Here is an 18,750-nt window from a genome sequence, read left to right as displayed (position 1 = left end):
CTGGGGTAGACCCTAGTTGCCACGATCGCGGCCACTGCTGACTTCTTCAGGTACGTCATCGCCGGACATGCGTTTGCGAAACAATGCGGCGCGGGCCAGCAGCAGCGTGGTGACCGGTACAGTGATCGACAGCAGGATCGGGATCAGCCAGGCATGCAGCACCGGCGACTCCTTGAGCATCGAGAAGTACAGGATCGAGGCCAGGGCCACGCACCAGGCGCCCAGGGTCGATGCCAGCGCCGGTGGGTGCATGCGCTGAAAGAAGTCTTTCAGGCGAATCAGGCCGACGGCACCGCTCAGGGCGAACAGGCTGCTCAGCAACAACAACACGGCGACCAGCACCTCTACCCAAAACGGCAGTTCATTGGCATTGATCATTCAATCACCTCGCCACGCAGGAGGAACTTGGCCAGGGCGAAGGAGCCGACAAAGCCGAACAGCGCGATCAGCAGCGCGCCCTCGAAATAGGTGTCGCTGGCGTAGCGGATGCCCAGCACCAGCATCATCAGCATGGCCAGGATGTACAGGTAATCCAGCGCCAGTACCCGGTCCTGGGCCGAGGGACCGCGAAACAGCCGCACCAGGGTCAGGGCCATGGCCATGGCGAAGATGAACAGGCTGGCGAGAATGGCATTGGCAAGCAGGCCAGTCATTCGAAAATCTCCATCAGCGGGCGTTCATAGGTGTGTTTGAAGTGCTCGATGAAGCGGGTCTCGTCGTCCAGATCGAACACGTGCAACAAGAGGATGCTGCGGTCCAGGGCCAGCTCCGACCAGATGGTCCCGGGGATCACCGTGGTGATCATCGATAACGCCGCCAGGCCGTGGGCGTCGCGCAGGTCCAGGGGAATATGCACGAACCGCGAGCGTGGTGGCCGGCGCTTGGCTGACCAGACGCCGCGGGCGACCTGCAGGTTGGATACCAGCACATCGACGCCAACCCGCAGGATCAGGCGCACGATGGTGCCTGGATGACGTATGCGTACCGGCAGTGGCCGCAGCGGCGCCATCAGCAGCGGCGCGACGACGCCCAGCAAGGCACCCAGCAGCAGATTGCCGGGGCTGATCGACAGGTTCAGGACCAGCCACAGCAGCCACAGCGACAGTGACAGCAACGGGGCAGGGAACACACGCTTCATGGCTGCACCTCGCTACTGGCCGCCAGGGTGGTGGGCCCGGGTACTGGTCGGGTGCCGAGTACGGCGCTGACGTATTGCTCAGGGTCCTGCAGGCCGGCCGCCGTGTCCTGGGTGTAGCGCAGCAATGGTTCGGCGCGCAGGCTGAGCAGCACGCACAGGCCCAGGAGCACCACGATGGGTATGCACTCATAGCGGCGCAGCAGCGGCGACGGGCGCTCCTGGGGGGTCCAGAAGCGCTGGATGCCGACGCGGGTCAGGGCGATCAGCGAGGCCATGCCAGAGAGCACCAGCAACGCCACCAGCATCCAGCCGGCGACACTCAGTGGTTGCTCTGGCGATACACCCAGGCCTTGGGGATTGAATAGCGCACTGATCAGGCTGAGTTTGCCGATAAAGCCCGACAGCGGCGGCATGCCGATGATCAACAGGGCGCAGGCAATGAAGCTCAGGCCCAGGAACGCCATGGTCCAGGGGATCACCTGGCCGATCACTGCCTTCTGTTCGTCATCGAGGTTGATGCCTTTGGGCGGGTGCAGTGATTCTACGCAGGAGGGCAGGCCGTCACCTTCATCGTCCAGGGGGATTTCGTTGGCCGAGCGCGAACGCTCGATCAGTTCGGCCAGCAGGAATAGCGCACACAGTGCCAGGGTCGAGCTGACCAGGTAGAACAACGCTGCTGCCGTCAGGGTTGCCTGGCCGAAGCCGATGGCCGCCAGCAGGGTGCCGGCCGAAACCAGGATGCTCAGGCTGGCCATGCGCTCCAGGCGCTGTGCCGCGAGTATCGACACCGCCGCGCAACCCAGGGTGGCCAGGCCGCCGTAGATCAGCCAGTCGCCGCCAAAGAACGCCGAAGCACCGGCCTGGCCGGAGAACAGCAGCGTCCATAGACGCAGTACGGTGTAGAAGCCGACCTTGGTCATGATCGCGAACAACGCGGCCACTGGCGCACTGGCTGACGAGTAAGCCGGCACCAGCCAGAAGTTCAGCGGCCAGATCCCGGCCTTGGCCAGGAACGCCGTGGCCAGGATCGCCGCGCCGGCGTGCAGCAGGCCGCGATCGGCCTCCGGCACCAGCGGGATCTTCAGTGCCAGGTCGGCCATGTTCAGGGTACCGGTGACACCGTAGAGCATCGCCGCGCCAATCAGGAACAGCGATGAAGCCAGGAGGTTGATGGCGATGTAATGCAGCCCGGCCTTGACCCGGGCACGACCCGAACCGTGCAGGATCAGACCGTAGGACGCCGCCAGCAGGACCTCGAAAAACACGAACAGGTTGAACAGGTCGGCAGTGAGGAAAGCCCCGTACAGGCCCATCAGTTGAATCTGGAACAAGGCGTGGAAGCTGGCGCCGGCGCGATCCCAGCGGGCCATGGCGAATACCAGGGCGCTGACCCCGACGATGCCGGTCAGCACCAGCATCAGGGCCGAAAGGCGGTCGACCACCAGCACGATGCCGAATGGCGCCGGCCAGTTGCCGGGCAGGTACACGCCAATCGAGCTGGCTTGCCCCTGGCCCTGCACCCACAGCAGCAGGGTGATGGCGATGCCTAAGCCGAGCAGGCTGGAGATCAGGTTGATACGCGCCTTGAGCGGCCGGCGTTTTTCCCCGAGCAGCAACATCAGCGCCGCGGTCAGCAGCGGCAGCAGGATGGGCGCGACGATCAGTTGGTTCATCGCACTCATTCGTTAGGCTCCCGGCCATCGACGTGGTCGGTCCCGGTCAGGCCGCGGGAGGCCAGCAGCACCACCAGGAACAGCGCGGTCATGGCGAAGCTGATGACGATCGCGGTGAGCACCAGGGCCTGGGGCAGCGGGTCGGTGTAGTTGAGCAGGTCCTGGGGCACGCCGTCCTTGATGATCGGCTCCTTGCCGATGAACAGGCTGCCCATGCTGAAGATGAACAGGTTGACCCCGTACGACAGCAGGCACAGGCCCATCACCACCTGGAAGGTCCGTGGCCGCAGGATCAGCCAGACCCCGGAAGCGGCGAGCACACCGATGGCGATTGCAATGACTTCTTCCATCAGGCGGCTCCTGCTTGAGTGGGTTTCTGTTGGCTGCCCGGGCGATGACCGCGCACCGACTGGTGAGCCAGCGCGGTGAGGATCAGCAGGGTCGAACCGACCACCACGGTGAACACGCCGATATCGAAGAACAGCGCACTGGCCAGGTGAGTGTCACCCAGCAATGGCAAGTGCAGGTGCGCGGTGTGAGTGGTCAGGAACGGGTAGCCCAGCAACATCGCCCCGACGCCGGTCAGGGTGGCGCACAGCAGGCCAGTGCCCATCCAGCGCAGCGGCCGCAAACTCATCTGCGCCTCGACCCACTGGGTCCCGGCCACCATGTACTGAAGAATGAACGCCACCGACATCACCAGGCCGGCAACGAAGCCGCCACCTGGCTGGTTGTGGCCGCGCATGAACAGGTACATCGATACCACCAGGGCGATCGGCAGCAGCAGGCGCACCAGCGCCGCCGGCACCATCATGAAGCCCAGCGCGGTGTCGGCCGCGTGGCGCGGGTTGACCAGGTCGGTGACCACGTCCGGTGCCAGCAGGCGCTGCTGGGCCGGCAACTGCATGCTCTCCTTGGGCGGGCGGAAGCGTCGCAGCAGGGCGAACACCGCCAGGGCCACGGCCACCAGCACGGTGATCTCGCCCAGGGTATCGAAACCGCGGAAGTCCACCAGCATGACGTTGACCACGTTGCTGCCGCCGCCCTCGGGCATGGCCCGGCTCAGGTAGAACGAGGAGATGTCGTTGGGGGTCGGGCGGGTCAGCATGGCGTAGGACAGCAATGCCATGCCGCCTCCCACGCCAATTGCCAGCAGCAGGTCGCGCAGACGGCGCAGCCGTGCACGTTCCTGGGTCCCCGGCAGCGGCGAGACGCCTTCGATTCGCCGAGGCAGCCAGCGCAGGCCGAGCAAGATCAGCACCGTGGTAACCACTTCGACCACCAGTTGGGTCAGGGCCAGGTCCGGTGCCGAGAACCAGACGAAGGTAATGCAGGTCATCAGACCGCAGACACTGACCATGGTCAGGGCCGCCAGACGATGATACTTGGCCTGCCAGGCGGCGCCCAGGGCACAGGCGATGGCGATCAGCCAGAGCATGACGAACACCCCGGAGCCGGGAATCTTCGGCCGGTCACCCCAGCTCAGGCCGCTGTGCAACATCGGCAGCAGGCCGGCCAGCAGGGCGATCAGCACCAGCATGAACAGCTGCTTCTGCAGGCGCCGGGTGGTGAACACCCGTTCGAAGCGGCGGGCGGCTCGCATGATCAGCACCTGGCCGTGTTCGAACAGGCGCTTGCCATTGAATCGCTCGATCAGCGGTGGTGACGGGAAGCGCCCGAGTTTGAGCTGATTGCGCAGCAGCAGGTAGAGCACGATGCCACCGCTCATGGCGATCAGGCTCATGATCAGCGGGGCATTCCAGCCGTGCCAGATGGCCAGGCTGTATTCGGGCAGGGTACCGCCAACCACTGGCAGCGCTGCGGCGGCCAGCAGCGGGCCGACCGACTGGGCCGGGAAGATCCCCACCAGCAAACAGGTCATCACCAGCAACTCGACCGGCGCGCGCATCCAGCGCGGCGGCTCGTGGGGCGTGTGCGGCAGGTCCGTGGCCGGCGGGCCGAAGAAGACATCGACGGTAAAGCGCAAGGCATAGGCGACGCTGAAGGTGCCGGCGAGGGTGGCGATTACCGGCAGGGCCGCTTCGACCCAGGCCGTGGCGCTGATGAACACGGTTTCGGCGAAGAACATCTCCTTGGACAGGAAGCCGTTCAACAGCGGCACCCCGGCCATCGAGGCGCTGGCCACCATGGCCAGGGTCGCGGTGAAGGGGATCAGCCGGAACAGGCCGCTGAGGCGGCGAATGTCACGGGTACCGCTTTCGTGGTCGATGATCCCCGCGGCCATGAACAGCGATGCCTTGAAGGTGGCGTGGTTGAGGATATGAAAGACCGCTGCAACCGCCGCCAATGGGCTGTTCAAGCCCAGCAGCAGGGTGATCAGGCCCAGGTGGCTGATGGTTGAATAGGCCAGCAGGCCCTTGAGGTCGTTCTGGAACATCGCCGTGAAGGCGCCGAGTACCAGGGTGGCGGCACCGGCGCCGCTGACGATCCAGAACCACTCTTCGGTACCGGAGAGCGCTGGCCACAGCCGCGCCAGCAGAAATACCCCGGCCTTGACCATGGTCGCCGAGTGCAGGTAGGCCGAGACCGGCGTGGGCGCCGCCATGGCATGGGGCAGCCAGAAGTGGAAAGGAAACTGCGCGCTCTTGCTCAACGCGCCAAGCAGGATCAGGGGTAACAGGACGGGATACAGGGCATGGTGGCGAATCTGCTCGCCGGCAGCGAGGACCTTGTCCAGGTCGTAGCTGCCGACCACATGGCCGAGCAGCAATACCCCCGCCAGCAGGCATAGCCCGCCCGCACCGGTAACCATCAGGGCCATGTAGGCACCGCGCCGGGCGTCGGCGCGATGGTGCCAGTAGCCGATCAGCAGGAACGAGAACAGGCTGGTCAGCTCCCAGAAGAACACGATCTGGATCAGGTTGCCGGAGATCACCAGGCCGAGCATGGCGCCCATGAACGCCAGGAAGAAGGCAAAGAAGCGTGGCACCGGGTCTTGCGGGGACATGTAGTAGCGTGCGTACAGCGACACCAGGGTACCGATGCCCAGCACCAGTAAAGAGAACAGCCAGGCGAAGCCGTCCATGCGCAGGACCAGGTTCAGGCCCAGGCTCGGCAGCCACAGGAATTCTTCTCGGATCACACCGCCATGGGCGATCTGCGGGTACATCAAAGCGACCTGGACAGTGCCCACCAGGGCGACCAGTCCGGCCAGCAGCGATTCGCTGTTGCGTGCGTTGTGCGGCAAGACAGCCGCCAGGCAGCTGCCGATAAACGGCAGAAGCAGTAGCACTATCAAGGACATAGATTTCTAATCTGCAGGAGTTTGTAAGGGATCATACGTGGCGACCGGTCGATCACCAACCCGCAAGCTGTCGCAGAATCCTACAAGAGCGCTGTATCAATCCTTTTTTTTATAACAGTTTTTTTCAAAGGATAGCCTGCATTTGCCAATCAGAGACCCGCTTCAGGTTCTTCGGCGTCAACCGCCAGGGACTGCTCTTCGCCACGGCGACGAAACTTCAGTTCGCTGACCACCACGGCGACGACAATCAGCAAACCACCGAGCAAGGCCACGCCCGGCAGGCGTTCGCCGGCGATGCGCCCGACGATGCCGGCCCATACCGGCTCACCGGCGTAGATCAGGGTGGCGCGGGTCGGCGAAACCGATTGCTGTGCCCAGTTCATCGCCACTTGGATCACCGCGCTCATCGCGCCCAGGCCCACGGCGCTGAGCAGCAACAGCCAGGAGAAGTCCGGCAGGCGTTCCTGGGTCGGTACCACCAGCATGAACGACAGCGCCGATGCGGTGGCCAGCTGCACCACGGTTACCCGGCGGACATCGACCTGGCCGGCATAACGGCTGATCAGGATGATTTCCGCGGCGATGGCCACGGCACTGACCAGGGTGGCGATTTCGCCGGGGCTGAACTGCAGCGAACCGCCGCCGGGGCCCGCCAGCAGCATCAGGCCGGCAAATGCCAGGCCAATGCCCAGGCTCGGCATCAGGCCGGGGCGGCGGCCCAGCACCAGCCATTGCAGCAAGGGCACGAAGGGCACGTACAGGGCGGTAATGAACGCCGACTGGCTGCTGCTGATGGTTTGCAGGCCCACGGTCTGCAGGCCGTAGCCGAGCATGATCGACACGCCGATCAACACCCCGGCCTTGAGTTCGGTGGCGGTCAGGCCGGGCAACGTACGGGCTGAGACCAGGCCGACGAACAAGGCTGCGGCGGCAAAGCGCAGGCCGACGAAAAACATCGGTCCGCTGACCGTCATCACGTTGTGTACCAGCAAGAAGGTGCCGCCCCAGAGCATGGTGATAAACACCAGCACCAGTTCGGCCTTGCTCAGCCGGAAGGAAACGGAAGGGCGTTCAGCAGCGTTCGTTGGAGTCATGGCCTTGCACACGGGAAAGGGTCGACGCACAATTGCGGCGAAAGTGGGCAGTATACTGCGCAACCCCTATTGATGAGCAATATAGTGCACAAAGATTCCAGTCAACGCGCTTCGGTGCTTCAGCACGTCAGCCAGAACATTCGTCGCCTGCGTCATGCTGGCGAAATGAGCCAGAGCACCCTGGCGCAAAAGTCCGGCGTCAGCCGCCGCATGCTGGTGGCTATCGAAGCCGGCGAGAAAAATGTCAGCCTGACCACGCTGGATCTGATCGCCCAAGCCCTGCAAGTCGCCTTCAGCGACTTGATCAAAGCGCCAGACAACCGCGACCCGAGCCGGATCAACGAACTGGCCTGGACCGGCGTGCATCCGGGCAGCAAGGCCGTGCTGCTGGCCAGTTCCGCTGCCAGCCGTGAAGTTGAACTCTGGGAGTGGCGCCTGGAGCCTGGCGAGGTCTACCCCTGCGAGCCCGATGCCGATGGCTGGAGCGAGCAGTTGTTCGTGTTCGAAGGTTGCCTGACCCTGCAGGTCGAGGGGCAACAACACCTGCTCAATGCCGGCGAGTTCTTCACTTTTGCCAGCAACCGCCGCTATGCCTATAGAAATGACGGCGAAGTGGCGACCCGCTTTGTGCGCAATGTGGTGATCTGAGCACGCAGCGGGTCGGCGCAGTTAGTGGTTGGCGCCGCTCAGATAGTCCTCGGTGGAGATCACCTGGGCGTAAGCGAAGGCCAGCGATGCCATGTAAGCGGCATGTACATGGGCCGCCGGAACCGTGACACCGTTGAACTCCAGGGCGCGGGTAGCGCAGGCATCGTGAACCACCGTGACGCCATAGCCGTAATCGGCCGCCGCGCGGCTGACGGCATCGATGCACATGTGGCTCATGCTGCCGATCACCGCGACGTTGCTGATTTGCCCGTCATCGAGCAGGTGCTTGAGTTCGGTACCCAAAAATGCATTGACCTTGTGCTTGAGTACCACCGGCTCACCGGTGCGGTTGGCCGCCTTGGGGTGAATCTGCGCGCCTTCGGAGCCCGGGGTGAAGAACGGTGCATCGCTGGACTCGAACTCGTGGCGCACGTGCACGACCAGATCGCCGCGGGCACGGGCGGCTTCAAGGATGCTGGCGGCATTGTCGGCCGCAGCATCGGCGCCATCCAGGGTCCATTTGCCGCCGGGGAAGTAATCGTTCTGGATGTCGATGACGATCAGTGCCTGTTTGCTCATTGTAAAAGCCTCGTGTCGGGAGTGGTTGTGGTGTGGTGATAGTTATAGGCTTGAGCGATGCGCTTGCGGATTGGCGCGAACGACAAAATGGCGGGAAAAACTGACAATGGCGACAGCGCGGGACACTCTGGAAATTGGCGTACTGATGTATCCCGGTGCGCAGCTGGCTGCGGTCCATGGCCTGACCGACCTGTTTGCCGTGGCCAATCGCCTGTGCCATGAACTGGGAGCGCTGGACCGGCCGGTGCTGCGCGTAAGCCATTGGAGCGAGGGCGCTGATCAACAGTTGCAGGTTTCATTCGACACCCATCCGGGCATTGCTCATCAACTTCGCGCGATGGTCATTCCACCGAGCCTGACCCAGGCCCCGTCGCCGGAATTGCTCGCGCGCTATCGTGGCAACCTGCGTCAATGGCATGGCGATGGTGCGTTGCTGGTGTCGGTCTGCGTCGGGGTGTTCTTCATCGCCGCCAGCGGCTTGCTCGATGGGCGCCCGGCGACCACTCACTGGAATTTTGCCCAATCACTGGCCGAGCGTTTTCCCCGGGTTCAGGTAGAAGCCAACCTGCCGCTGCTTGATGACGGCGACATTATTACCTCGGCCGGCTTGATGGCCTGGACCGACCTGGGCCTCAAGCTGGTCGAGCGTTACCTGGGTGAGACCCTGGCTGCGGAAACCGCGCGTTTTCTTGCGGTGCAGCGGGTCAGCGGCGAGCAGCGCCCCGGCAGTGTTTTCAGCCCACGGCTGGATCACGGCGACGAGGCGGTGCTCAAGGTCCAGCACTGGTTGCAGGGCAGCGGCGCGCGCGACGTGTCGCTGGCAACCATGGCCGATTGTGCCGGCCTTGAGCCACGCACCTTCCTGCGTCGCTTTCGCAGTGCTACCGGCCTCAAGCCAACCGAGTACTGCCAGCAGGTGCGGGTGGGGCGGGCTTGCCGAATGCTCGAGTTCACCAACCGATCTATCGACCAGATCGCCTGGGGCGTCGGTTATCAGGATCCGGGCGCCTTTCGCAAAGTGTTCTTCAAAGTCACCGGGTGTGCTCCCAGTGATTACCGGCGACGCCTCTGTGCGCCTGGAGGCTGATCCTACTTTGGTACGGGGCCGGCTGCGCTATGGGTGTTTTGCTGCTTATTATTGCGCGCAAACAAGACGGAGAAGCCGATGAGCGCGCAACGAGAAAACCTGGCAAGCGATGTCCTGATCATCGGCGGTGGCTTGAGTGGCGCCATGCTGGCTGCCCAGTTGTTGCGTCAACCGGGGCGACGCCGCGTATTGATCGTCGAGCCGCGCCGCGAGTTGGGCCGTGGTGAAGCCTACAGCGCCACACACCTGGGCCACACGCTCAATGGCAATGCCGCGCGCATGAGTGTCGATCCGGACAACGCCGATGACCTGACCGCGTGGCTAGGCCACTTTGTTGCCGCGGGCGGTTGGCCAGAGTCAGCCGAGCAGCAGGTACCCGTGGCTGAGCTATTTCCGCCGCGCGGGCTGTTTGGCGTCTATGCGCGCCAGCGCCTGGCCGAAGCCGAGGCAATCGGTTCACAACAGGGCTCGAAACTTGAGCATGTGCAGGCCGAAGCGCTTGACCTGACAGCGGACGAGCAGGGCGTCAGCGTCAGTCTGGCCGACGGGCGCATCTTGCGCGCAACCAGGGCTGTGCTGGCCACCGGCATGTTTGCGGCGGCGCGTACCACGCGGCTCAGCGACAATGCATTGAACACCGCAGCGGTCGATCCCTGGGACATACAGGCCATGCAGTCGATTGACGCCGATGGCCGGGTGATCATCATCGGTTCCGGTTTGACCATGGTCGATGCCGTAGTGTCGCTGCAGGCGGCCGGGCATCGCGGGCTGATCGAGGTGTTCTCCCGCCACGGCCTTTTGCCCCATGAACGCCGGCAACCGCCGGCCTGGGAAGATTTTCTGGCAACTGACCCGACGCTGCGCAGTCCCTTGCAATTGTTACGAGCCTTGCGCGGGCAATGCCGAACTGCCCAACAACAGGGGATCGACTGGCAGGCACCGCTCGATACCGTGCGTGTGCATATCGCCAGGCTCTGGAGCCAGGCCAGCGAGCGTCACAAGCGCCAGTTCGTACGCCACGTCCGACCCTGGTGGGAAAGCCATCATCATCGTTCGCCGCCTCAGGGCGCGGCATTGCTGGCGCGCCTGGTCGAAGAAGGGCGGTTGCGTATCCATGCGGCATCACTGCAGGGGGTCGAAACCGGCGTCGACGGGCAGCCCGTGGTAACGCTGCGCTTTCGCGGGCAAGCGCAGGTCGAACGGCTAACGGCTGCCGCGTTGATCAACTCCACCGGTATCGAATACGACTGGCGCCGGGTTGCCCGCTCGTTGCCGCAGAACCTGCTGCAGCGCCGCCTGGTCCAGCCAGGGCCTCTGGCCCTTGGGATCGCCGCCGACGAGGGAGGGGCGGTGCTCGATGCCGAAGGGCAGGTGAGCCGTCGCCTGTTTGCCATGGGGCCGCCCTTGCGCGGCCTATGGTGGGAGAGCACGGCGGTCACCGATGTCGCCTTGCAAGCCAAGGCGCTGGCGCTGCGTTTGGCAGGGGCTGGCGACTAGTCGCTACGTTCGGGGCCAGGCTCGAGCAATTGTGGGCCCGGGCCCTGTTCGCCAAGTTGATCGTCACAGTTACGCAACGGGCAGCTTTGCAGTGACATGCAGCCGCAACCAATACAGCCGTCGAGCTGGTCCCGCAGTACCAGCAGCGTGTCGATGCGCCGGGTCAGGTCCTGGCGCCATTGCTCCGACAGCCGCTGCCAATCCTTCACGCTGGGTGCGCGTCCCACCGGTAACGTTTGTAGTGCCGTATGAATGGTTGCCAGGGGAATGCCCAGGCGCTGGGCCATCTTGATGACCGCTACGCGGCGTAGGGTCTCGCGTGGATAGCGCCGTTGGTTGCCGGCGCTACGGGTGCTGTGAATCAAGCCCTTGCTTTCATAGAAGTGCAGGGCCGTCACGGCAACGCCACTGCGCGCGGACAATTGGCCGACACTGAGGGCGCTCGGGGCTGAATCGGGCATCGCGGAATTTCTCTTGACCTCTAGTTAACTGGAGGTTTTACCCTGCCTGCCATCACACCGCAAGTGCAACGGCAGAGGGAGCATGTCCATGCTGGTTTCAGACAACAGCCTGTGTTTTACCCAGATGATCGAGTTCGAAGTCGCGCCGTCTCGCCAAGGCGCCCTGGCTCAGGCGCTGGTGGTGCGCAGCGAGCGCCTGGCCGAGCAACACAGCGGCCTGATAACGGCCAGCATCCAGGCCAGCGATGATGGCAGCAGGGTCTTGCAATACTTGCAATGGCAGTCGCGAACCGCTTGGGAAGCCGCCGTCAGCAGTTTCGAACAGGAGCCTTTTTTGCAGTTGATACGTCAGCACCAGGCCAGGAGTGTCAACTTCAATACCTTCCATACCCTCAGCAGCCTGGCCCGCGGCCCCGAACACGGGCTGCACTGCCAACTGCCGATGGCGTCAGGAATACCAGGGTGAATGGTGTGGGTAGCGATCGAGGCGGGCGCCAATGACCATCTCACTGATCCAGGCGCTGAGTATCGAGCTGTAGGCCTTTTGGCTGCGGTCGCTGGAGAGCGCGTGATCGGCGCCGTCGACAATCCTGTGGGTCAGCGAATGGGCACTGACGAACGCTGAGCGGTAGCTCATCAGGGTGCTGTGTGGCACAAAGTCGTCTTGTTCCGATTCTACCAGCAGCACGTCACCGGCAAATTCGGCGCAGACTCCCAGTGCACGGTTGTCAGCCGGGCCCAGGGCACGTTGACGGTAGTCGCTAAGGCGTTGACGGTTGAGCGCTTGCTTGGGCACGTCCCACTCAGTGTCCCAGTACAGCGCCGGTACCCTTAACGCCAGCCATTTGACCGGCCGCAATGCCGTCAGCAGGGTCGCCAGGTAACCCCCGTAGCTGCTGCCGATCAGGGCGATGGCGCTGGTATCGACCGCCGGGTGACTAACGAGCCGATCATAGGCGGCGACCAGGTCGGCCAGGTTCTGCTCGCGGGTAACGCTCAGGCGCTGGCTTTCGGTTTTCTCGTGGCCACGCAAGTCAAAGGTCATGCACACGCAGCCCAGCCCGGTGATCTGCTTGGCCCTGGCCAGGTCGCGTTGCTGACTGCCGCCCCAGCCGTGCACAAAAAGGATCCCGGGAACCTTGGCGCCGGGGCTGACGATGGTCCCGGCAATACTTTCACCATCAACCGGGATTTCGATCGGTTCGCTATGGATGGTCATAGTCGCGGATCCGGGTGTATTTGCAGACGCTTCCGATTTCACTGTCGTCCCCCTGATAAAAAACGGTGGCATCGGCGGGCAGTTCAGGCGCGTCAAAGGCTTCGTGGGTAGAGGCGCGTACCCGTGTCAATGCCGGGTCGGCGGCAAAGGCCTGTAGCGCCAGAACCTCGGCACTGCTGGCACCGCCGATGCGCCAGGATTGTTCGAGTACGCCGCTACGCAGCTTGCCCTGGCTGTTCAGGCCGCGCGCGACGTCATAGTTGCGCCGTGAAGCGATAAAACCGGGGAAGGCCTGCAGTGCCGCTTGTTCATAGGTCCTGGCCTGGGTGATGGCCAGGCGCAGGTGATCCTCCAGCGCCAGTTGCAGCAGGGCGTCGTAGTCTCCGCGCACCAGTACCAGATCGGAACCACCGTAGATGTCTGCACCCTGGTGGTCGCGGGTCAACTGCTGGGTACCGTAGTAACTGCAAAGGATGCCGGCGACCAGCGCCTGACCGACACTGAAGGTTTGCACCTCGCTCAGGTTTTCTTCCAGGGTCAGCCCCCAAAGGGCGATCTCTTGCGCATCCATGCTGGCCAGCGCTCGCTCCAGCTCTTTCATATTGTTGACTACCGTTTGCCCGCGCCCCGCGGTCGCGCGCACCGGTTTCAGGCGCAGGGGCCCTTCACGCAAGAGCAGCTCGGCGGCCCGAATCGCATCGTCCAGGCTGAATACGCTATAGCCCCGCAACAGCGCGTCGCTGGCAAGACGTGCAAAATCATCGGTCCAGCCCAGCGGAAAGCGTGCATCGGCGGGCAGCGGATGGGAGATCGCCTTGGTGGCCATGTAGGGCTGGCTGACCAGGCCTCCATACAGATCCGTAGGTGCACTGATGCCCATCGCCCGATAGCGCGCGAGGCCAATCAAGGTTTCGGTGGGCAGGTAGTAGAAGTTCTCCTTGGCCGTGGGCGGCTGTGCGGGTGTTACCACCTCGGTGTGGAATAGCTGCGCGAGCCGTTCGGCGAGCTTCAGGTGCACGCTGTGCTCGTGCGCGGGTGTGGTTTGACGCGTATCCAGCAGCACTACGCCTTGCTTGCGGTCGGTCGAGCGGAGCATGGGCAGGTCCTCTGCGGTATTCAGGAGGCGTGCTGCAGGGCATCGCTGGTTTTGGCGCGCGAGCCACCGGCGCGCTCACCGCCGCCAGACTGTTTGTCGGTGTAGTTGGCTTTGCTTCCCAGTGGCATGGCGATTTCTCCTGTGCGGGGCTCTACTGATTGTGAAGTCCTTTAGCGGCAGAAGTTCAGCAGCGGTGATTAGTGGATCCGATATCGGTTATATAAATATAAATATTAATAATTTATTGTTCTAATCAAGGCTGGTGCAGTATGGGATCGCACTTTACCTACACGGATTTAGGAAGCGCCTGCTTTGCACGGCGACAACAACCCGAGAGCCTGCCGTCATGAATAATCTTCCGCTGTATTTCGACTACGCCGCCACGACACCGGTCGACGAGCGAGTCATCCAGGCAATGGTCGAGTGCCTGGGCGTTTCCGGCACTTTCGGCAACCCGGCGTCCAGCTCTCACTGCTATGGGCAGAGCGCCCGTGCGGCCGTGGAGCGTGCCCGGGCACAGGTTGCCGGGCTTGTCGGCGCGCAAGCCGAGCAGATCATCTGGACGTCGGGAGCCACCGAATCGAACAACCTGGCGCTCAAGGGCCTTGCCCAGGGGCGCCGGGGTGGCCATATCATTACCAGTCAGATCGAACACAAGGCGGTGCTCGACACCGTGCGTCAGCTGGAACAGGACGGGTTCGCCCTGACCTTGCTGACGCCCGATGACCAGGGCCTGATCAGCCCGCAAGCACTGCGCAACGCGTTGCGCGAAGACACCTTCCTGGTGTCGTTGATGTTGGTGAACAACGAACTGGGGACCGTCAACGATATCCCCGCGTTAGCTGAGGTGGTTCGCCAGCATGGTGCGCTGCTGCATGTTGATGCTGCCCAGGGGGCGGGCAAGTTACCGATCGACCTGGCGTGCTGGCAGGTGGACCTGATGTCTTTTTCTGCACACAAGGTCTATGGCCCCAAAGGCATTGGCGCCCTGTACGTCGGTGAGCGTGCCAGGCCCTTGTTACAGGCGCAGATCCATGGCGGCGGGCATGAGGGCGGCTTGCGCTCCGGCACCCTGGCAACCCATCAGATCGTTGGCATGGGCGAGGCCTTTGCCGTGGCCGGGGCGCTTTTGGTTGAGGAAACCGCACGCATCCGCCAACTGCAGCAACGCTTGCTGGAACAGCTATTGACGGTGCCGGGGGTTCAGCTCAATGGCAGTGTCAGGCAGCGAATCGCCCACACCCTGAGCCTGACCTTCAGCGCTGAGTGTCCCGACTTCGCGCAATTGGCCCGAACCCTGGCATTCTCCTCGACTTCCGCCTGCAACTCGGCGGCCAATGCTGCTTCCCATGTGCTTCTCGCGCTGGGGCTTGCCCCGCAAGCGGCGCGTCAGACCATTCGCTTGAGCCTGGGGCGCTATACCCAGGCGCAGGATATTGATGAGGCGGTTCGGGCAATAAAGGCCTCGTTACACTCGCAACCCTTCTGGGCGGTTGCCCATGGCTGAAGGCTGATCCATTATCTGCGCCAACAACAATGGATATCGTGGTAGCAGGAGTCAGCATGAACACACAGTCTTCAACGCAGGGAGCGGTGAATACGCGTCTGGCACGTATTCGTGAAGTGATGCAGCGCGAGGGTGTCGATGCCTTGCTGGTGCCGTCGGCTGACCCGCATCTTTCCGAGTACCTGCCCGGGTACTGGCAGGCCAGGCAATGGTTGTCCGGTTTCCACGGTTCGGTCGGTACCCTGATCGTTACCGCTGATTTCGCCGGTGTGTGGGCGGATAGCCGTTACTGGGAGCAGGCCGAGAAGGAGCTGGCGGGCAGTACTATCGAGCTGGTGAAGCTGCAGCCGGGTAAACCTGGTCCACTGGAATGGTTGGCCGATCAGGCTCCGGAAGGTGGTGCGGTAGCGGTGGATGGCGCAGTGATGGCGCTGGCATCGGCGCGCCAGCTGGGTGAGCGGCTCAAGGCTCGCAATGTGCGCTTGCTGACCGAGAAGGATCTGCTGGCACAGGTCTGGGATGACCGGCCGGCATTGCCCGGCAACCCGGTGTATCAGCATTTGCCGCCCGAGGCCAGCATCAGCCGTGCCGAGAAGTTGGCCAACCTGCGCCTGACCTTGCGCGAACGCGCTGCCGATTGGCACTTCATCGCCACCCTGGACGACATTGCCTGGTTGTTCAACCTGCGCGGCAGTGACGTTTCCTATAACCCAGTGTTCGTCTCCTTCGCCTTGATCAGCCAGAACCAGGCAACCCTGTTCGTTGCCTTGAGTAAGGTCGACGAGCACTTGCGCCATGTGCTGGAAGCCGATGGCATTACCTTGCGCGACTATGCGCAGGTGACTCAGGCGCTGGCCGCGATTCCTGCCGGTGAAAGCTTGTTGGTCGACCCGGCCCGGGTTACCAGTGGTTTGTTGGCCAATACCCCCTCTGGGGTTCGCCTGATCGAAGGGTTGAATCCGACCACGTTGTCGAAGTCGCAGAAAAGCGAGGTCGACCTTGAGCACATTCGCCAGGTCATGGCGCAGGACGGCGCGGCGCTGTGCGAATTCTTCGCCTGGTTTGAAGCGGCCCAAGCGCGTGCAGAGCCGCTCACCGAATTGACGGTGGATGAACAGCTCAGCGCCGCGCGCGCGCGCCGTCCCGGGTTCGTCTCGCTGAGCTTCTCGACCATTGCCGCCTTCAATGCCAATGGTGCCATGCCGCATTACCGGGCAACCGAAGCGTCTCATGCGCGTATCGAAGGCAATGGCCTGCTACTGATCGATTCCGGCGGGCAGTATCTTGGTGGCACTACTGACATTACCCGCATGGTCCCCATCGGTGAGCCCAGTACTGAACAGAAGCAGGATTGCACCCGAGTGCTCAAGGGCGTCATTGCATTGTCGCGGGCGCGTTTTCCGCGGGGCATCCCGTCGCCGCTGCTCGATGCCATTGCCCGGGCGCCGATCTGGGCTGACCAGGTCGATTACGGTCATGGCACGGGGCATGGCGTCGGCTATTTCATGAATGTGCATGAAGGGCCGCAGGTCATCGCCTATCAGGCGGCCGCGGCGCCACAGACGGCGATGCAAGCAGGGATGATCACCTCGATCGAACCGGGTACCTATCGCCCGGGCGAGTGGGGCGTACGTATCGAGAACCTGGTGTTCAACCGTGAGGTGGGTAAAAGCGCGTTCGGCGATTTTCTGGAGTTTGAAACCCTGACCCTGTGCCCCATTGATACCCGCTGTCTGCTGCCGGATCGGCTGAGCGCCGAGGAGCGTGCCTGGCTCAATCATTACCACGCACAGGTTCGTGAGCGCCTCGAACCCTTGCTGGATGGTGCGGCCTTGCAGTGGCTGCAGGCTCGAACCGGGGCGATCTGAGTCCAGGGTCACGCACCAACAAAAAGGGCAGCCTGCGGGCTGCCCTTGTTATTGGATCAGGTTACTTGCAGATGACGATCATGCTGCGACTGGTGTAGCCGGCCGGGTTGAGGCCAAACGGGTAGTCACCAGGTTCGGCGTCGCCGTCACCTGAACGGGCAATCACCTTGTAGCCTTTGCTGCCGCAAGAGGCGTCGGCCTTGGCGTAGCATTTATCCCAGGATGAAGACAGGCCGGAGCAATTGATATGCAGGCCTTTCTTGCCTCGTTTGACTTCGGTGTTCGCTGTCGCCGCACACCCCGCGATGGTCAAAATGGCTAGGATGAGCAAAATTCGTTTCATTCCTGTCCTTAATGCGTACCGGGTCTATCGCCCGTGTCTAATTTCCCGTGCTTCGTCCCTGATGCCTCTTCGCGTCCCTGTCTTGTCAATTAGATATCTTTAAGGTTGACGTTACGTTACAGCTTAAAGATGGTGGATGTCCGGCACAATGACCAGTGTCTATTTAAATGCAAATATTTCTCAAATCAGTCAGCGGCAACCAGGGCCGGGCTTTCCTTGCGCAGCGACAGGGTGGCACCGACAGAGGCCGTGATGATTGCAGCGATCGCCAGCCATTGCGCTACGGTCAGTACCTCACCCAGGAACAGCAGGCCTGAAAGTGCACCGAATGCAGGCTCGATACTCATCAAGGTACCGAAGGTGCGGGCAGGCATGCGCGTGAGAGCAACCATCTCCAGGCTGTAGGGCAGGGCTGTGGAAAGTATCGCCACGCCCAACGCGATAGGCAGCAACGCCGGGGTAAGCAACGCGCTACCGGCGTGAGCGATGCCGATGGGGGCGACGAACAGCGCGGCAATCATCACTCCCAGGGCGGCGGTCTGGATGCCGTTCTCGGCCCCGGCCTTTTGCCCATACAGAATGTACAGCGCCCAGCACACGCCGGCGCCCAGGGCATAGCTGGCGCCAACCAGGTCAATGCCAGCGCTGGTCTGGCCAATCGGAATCAACAACAGCAAACCAATGACCGCCAGGCCGATCCAGAGAAAATCCACGGCCCGTCGTGAGGCGTACAGAGCAACGGCCAGTGGCCCGGTGAACTCCAGGGCAACGGCGATACCCAGTGGCACGGTGCGCAGTGACATATAGAAGAGGAAGTTCATGCCGCCCAGGGCCATGCCATAGATGATCACGGTGCGCAGGGTGCGGGTGCTGAGCTTGGCGCGCCATGGGCGCAACAGTAGCAACATGATGATGCTGGCGAAGATCAGTCGCAGGGTGGTGGTGCCTTGCGCGCCCACGATTGGGAACATGCTCTTGGCCAGCGAGGCGCCGGACTGGATCGAGGCCATGGCAATCAGCAGCAAGCCAATAGGGAAGAGAGTGGCGGCCAGGCTGCGGGGTTGGCTGTTCATCGCGGGAGGGCGTTCCTTATAGTAAGAAGAAGCACGGGCGGCCTATGATGCGCAAAGGCTAAAAGATGAGCAATATACTGCGCATTATTCTTTTATTCGGGGTTTCCTGAATTAAGCCTTGACGGCCGATTTAATCTCTCTATAATTCGCCCCACTTCCGGCGCAGTCGGAACTGAAAACTTCTTGAGTTTCAAAGAGTTAG

Annotated in this window: 19 protein-coding genes; 6 read left to right on the top strand and 13 right to left on the bottom strand. The window is 62.7% G+C overall.

The window, feature by feature from the left end:
• Positions 1-12 precede the first annotated feature (12 nt).
• The 7 genes from NLX68_RS13595 to NLX68_RS13565 form a co-directional block, all read right to left on the bottom strand.
• Complete coding sequence (locus tag NLX68_RS13595; protein WP_254284428.1) at positions 13-378, bottom strand: Na+/H+ antiporter subunit G; 366 nt, start codon at positions 376-378, stop codon at positions 13-15.
• Entirely contained in the window at positions 375-653 is a 279-nt protein-coding gene (locus tag NLX68_RS13590) for a K+/H+ antiporter subunit F (protein WP_065759920.1), read from the bottom strand. The genes NLX68_RS13595 and NLX68_RS13590 overlap by 4 nt, the downstream gene beginning before the upstream one ends.
• Complete coding sequence (locus NLX68_RS13585) at positions 650-1,138, bottom strand: Na+/H+ antiporter subunit E (protein ID WP_254284427.1); 489 nt, start codon at positions 1,136-1,138, stop codon at positions 650-652. Before NLX68_RS13585 ends, NLX68_RS13590 begins: the two co-directional genes overlap by 4 nt.
• Positions 1,135-2,820 (bottom strand): monovalent cation/H+ antiporter subunit D, encoded by a 1,686-nt coding sequence (locus NLX68_RS13580; protein ID WP_254284426.1) that lies wholly within the window; start codon positions 2,818-2,820, stop codon positions 1,135-1,137. The genes NLX68_RS13585 and NLX68_RS13580 overlap by 4 nt, the downstream gene beginning before the upstream one ends.
• A complete protein-coding gene (locus tag NLX68_RS13575) occupies positions 2,817-3,161 on the bottom strand; it encodes a Na+/H+ antiporter subunit C (protein ID WP_010224297.1) in 345 nt (114 codons plus the stop codon). Before NLX68_RS13575 ends, NLX68_RS13580 begins: the two co-directional genes overlap by 4 nt.
• Positions 3,161-6,076 (bottom strand): monovalent cation/H+ antiporter subunit A, encoded by a 2,916-nt coding sequence (locus NLX68_RS13570; RefSeq protein WP_254284425.1) that lies wholly within the window; start codon positions 6,074-6,076, stop codon positions 3,161-3,163. Before NLX68_RS13570 ends, NLX68_RS13575 begins: the two co-directional genes overlap by 1 nt.
• A gap of 149 nt (positions 6,077-6,225) precedes the next feature.
• Positions 6,226-7,170 carry a DMT family transporter gene (locus NLX68_RS13565; RefSeq protein WP_036994452.1) on the bottom strand — a complete coding sequence of 315 codons (945 nt, stop codon included), beginning with the start codon at positions 7,168-7,170 and terminating at the stop codon, positions 6,226-6,228.
• Positions 7,171-7,254: 84 nt separating this feature from the next.
• Between NLX68_RS13565 and NLX68_RS13560 the strand changes: the two genes are divergently transcribed.
• Positions 7,255-7,818 (top strand): helix-turn-helix domain-containing protein, encoded by a 564-nt coding sequence (locus tag NLX68_RS13560; protein ID WP_010224293.1) that lies wholly within the window; start codon positions 7,255-7,257, stop codon positions 7,816-7,818.
• Between the two features lie 21 nt (positions 7,819-7,839).
• On the opposite strand, the gene NLX68_RS13555 is transcribed toward NLX68_RS13560, so the two are convergent.
• Positions 7,840-8,397, bottom strand: coding sequence for a cysteine hydrolase family protein (locus NLX68_RS13555; protein WP_254284424.1), 558 nt, complete (start codon positions 8,395-8,397; stop codon positions 7,840-7,842).
• Between the two features lie 106 nt (positions 8,398-8,503).
• Here NLX68_RS13555 and NLX68_RS13550 point away from each other — a divergent pair, with 106 nt between their 5' ends.
• The gene (locus NLX68_RS13550; protein ID WP_254284423.1) at positions 8,504-9,484 is read left to right on the top strand and encodes a GlxA family transcriptional regulator; all 981 of its coding nucleotides are present in this window, start codon (positions 8,504-8,506) and stop codon (positions 9,482-9,484) included.
• 78 nt (positions 9,485-9,562) lie between these two features.
• The gene (locus tag NLX68_RS13545) at positions 9,563-10,981 is read left to right on the top strand and encodes an FAD/NAD(P)-binding protein (protein WP_254284422.1); all 1,419 of its coding nucleotides are present in this window, start codon (positions 9,563-9,565) and stop codon (positions 10,979-10,981) included.
• Here the strand turns inward: NLX68_RS13545 and soxR are convergent.
• On the bottom strand, positions 10,978-11,442 hold the full coding sequence (soxR, locus tag NLX68_RS13540; protein ID WP_254284421.1) for a redox-sensitive transcriptional activator SoxR: 465 nt from the start codon (positions 11,440-11,442) through the stop codon (positions 10,978-10,980). The genes NLX68_RS13545 and soxR overlap by 4 nt on opposite strands.
• A gap of 88 nt (positions 11,443-11,530) precedes the next feature.
• Between soxR and NLX68_RS13535 the strand changes: the two genes are divergently transcribed.
• Positions 11,531-11,908, top strand: a complete 378-nt coding sequence (locus NLX68_RS13535; RefSeq protein WP_254284420.1) for an antibiotic biosynthesis monooxygenase — start codon at positions 11,531-11,533, stop codon at positions 11,906-11,908.
• Here the strand turns inward: NLX68_RS13535 and NLX68_RS13530 are convergent.
• A complete protein-coding gene (locus tag NLX68_RS13530) occupies positions 11,891-12,661 on the bottom strand; it encodes a S9 family peptidase (RefSeq protein WP_010224286.1) in 771 nt (256 codons plus the stop codon). The two genes, NLX68_RS13535 and NLX68_RS13530, sit on opposite strands and share 18 nt — an antisense overlap.
• Positions 12,648-13,757: a DUF3182 family protein gene (locus tag NLX68_RS13525; RefSeq protein WP_254284419.1), complete on the bottom strand. Its 1,110-nt coding sequence runs from the start codon at positions 13,755-13,757 to the stop codon at positions 12,648-12,650. The genes NLX68_RS13530 and NLX68_RS13525 overlap by 14 nt, the downstream gene beginning before the upstream one ends.
• A gap of 346 nt (positions 13,758-14,103) precedes the next feature.
• Here NLX68_RS13525 and NLX68_RS13520 point away from each other — a divergent pair, with 346 nt between their 5' ends.
• Positions 14,104-15,264 (top strand): aminotransferase class V-fold PLP-dependent enzyme, encoded by a 1,161-nt coding sequence (locus NLX68_RS13520; protein WP_254284418.1) that lies wholly within the window; start codon positions 14,104-14,106, stop codon positions 15,262-15,264.
• 56 nt (positions 15,265-15,320) lie between these two features.
• Entirely contained in the window at positions 15,321-17,132 is a 1,812-nt protein-coding gene (locus NLX68_RS13515; RefSeq protein WP_254284417.1) for an aminopeptidase P family protein, read from the top strand.
• A gap of 61 nt (positions 17,133-17,193) precedes the next feature.
• Here NLX68_RS13515 and NLX68_RS13510 read toward each other — a convergent pair whose 3' ends face one another.
• On the bottom strand, positions 17,194-17,475 hold the full coding sequence (locus NLX68_RS13510) for a hypothetical protein (RefSeq protein WP_254284416.1): 282 nt from the start codon (positions 17,473-17,475) through the stop codon (positions 17,194-17,196).
• A gap of 185 nt (positions 17,476-17,660) precedes the next feature.
• Complete coding sequence (gene rhtA, locus NLX68_RS13505) at positions 17,661-18,548, bottom strand: threonine/homoserine exporter RhtA (protein ID WP_010224281.1); 888 nt, start codon at positions 18,546-18,548, stop codon at positions 17,661-17,663.
• Positions 18,549-18,750: the final 202 nt, after the last annotated feature.

It is taken from the genome of Pseudomonas sp. SBB6 (genome assembly GCF_024213215.1).
Classification (GTDB): Bacteria; Pseudomonadota; Gammaproteobacteria; order Pseudomonadales; family Pseudomonadaceae; genus Aquipseudomonas; species Aquipseudomonas donghuensis.
Note: the sequence above shows the minus strand (reverse complement) of the source record. Positions and strands in the feature narration are given on the sequence as shown.

What these genes read in the sequence shown, in the direction of transcription:
- soxR (WP_254284421.1), bottom strand. Translation starts at nt 11,442, where the DNA reads ATGCCCGATTCAGCCCCGAGCGCCCTCAGTGTCGGCCAATTGTCCGCG.
- NLX68_RS13545 (WP_254284422.1), top strand. Translation starts at nt 9,563, where the DNA reads ATGAGCGCGCAACGAGAAAACCTGGCAAGCGATGTCCTGATCATCGGC.
- NLX68_RS13570 (WP_254284425.1), bottom strand. Translation starts at nt 6,076, where the DNA reads ATGTCCTTGATAGTGCTACTGCTTCTGCCGTTTATCGGCAGCTGCCTG.
- rhtA (WP_010224281.1), bottom strand. Translation starts at nt 18,548, where the DNA reads ATGAACAGCCAACCCCGCAGCCTGGCCGCCACTCTCTTCCCTATTGGC.
- NLX68_RS13520 (WP_254284418.1), top strand. Translation starts at nt 14,104, where the DNA reads ATGAATAATCTTCCGCTGTATTTCGACTACGCCGCCACGACACCGGTC.
- NLX68_RS13585 (WP_254284427.1), bottom strand. Translation starts at nt 1,138, where the DNA reads ATGAAGCGTGTGTTCCCTGCCCCGTTGCTGTCACTGTCGCTGTGGCTG.
- NLX68_RS13550 (WP_254284423.1), top strand. Translation starts at nt 8,504, where the DNA reads ATGGCGACAGCGCGGGACACTCTGGAAATTGGCGTACTGATGTATCCC.
- NLX68_RS13575 (WP_010224297.1), bottom strand. Translation starts at nt 3,161, where the DNA reads ATGGAAGAAGTCATTGCAATCGCCATCGGTGTGCTCGCCGCTTCCGGG.
- NLX68_RS13595 (WP_254284428.1), bottom strand. Translation starts at nt 378, where the DNA reads ATGATCAATGCCAATGAACTGCCGTTTTGGGTAGAGGTGCTGGTCGCC.
- NLX68_RS13565 (WP_036994452.1), bottom strand. Translation starts at nt 7,170, where the DNA reads ATGACTCCAACGAACGCTGCTGAACGCCCTTCCGTTTCCTTCCGGCTG.
- NLX68_RS13555 (WP_254284424.1), bottom strand. Translation starts at nt 8,397, where the DNA reads ATGAGCAAACAGGCACTGATCGTCATCGACATCCAGAACGATTACTTC.
- NLX68_RS13510 (WP_254284416.1), bottom strand. Translation starts at nt 17,475, where the DNA reads ATGAAACGAATTTTGCTCATCCTAGCCATTTTGACCATCGCGGGGTGT.
- NLX68_RS13590 (WP_065759920.1), bottom strand. Translation starts at nt 653, where the DNA reads ATGACTGGCCTGCTTGCCAATGCCATTCTCGCCAGCCTGTTCATCTTC.
- NLX68_RS13525 (WP_254284419.1), bottom strand. Translation starts at nt 13,757, where the DNA reads ATGCTCCGCTCGACCGACCGCAAGCAAGGCGTAGTGCTGCTGGATACG.
- NLX68_RS13515 (WP_254284417.1), top strand. Translation starts at nt 15,321, where the DNA reads ATGAACACACAGTCTTCAACGCAGGGAGCGGTGAATACGCGTCTGGCA.
- NLX68_RS13530 (WP_010224286.1), bottom strand. Translation starts at nt 12,661, where the DNA reads ATGACCATCCATAGCGAACCGATCGAAATCCCGGTTGATGGTGAAAGT.
- NLX68_RS13535 (WP_254284420.1), top strand. Translation starts at nt 11,531, where the DNA reads ATGCTGGTTTCAGACAACAGCCTGTGTTTTACCCAGATGATCGAGTTC.
- NLX68_RS13580 (WP_254284426.1), bottom strand. Translation starts at nt 2,820, where the DNA reads ATGAGTGCGATGAACCAACTGATCGTCGCGCCCATCCTGCTGCCGCTG.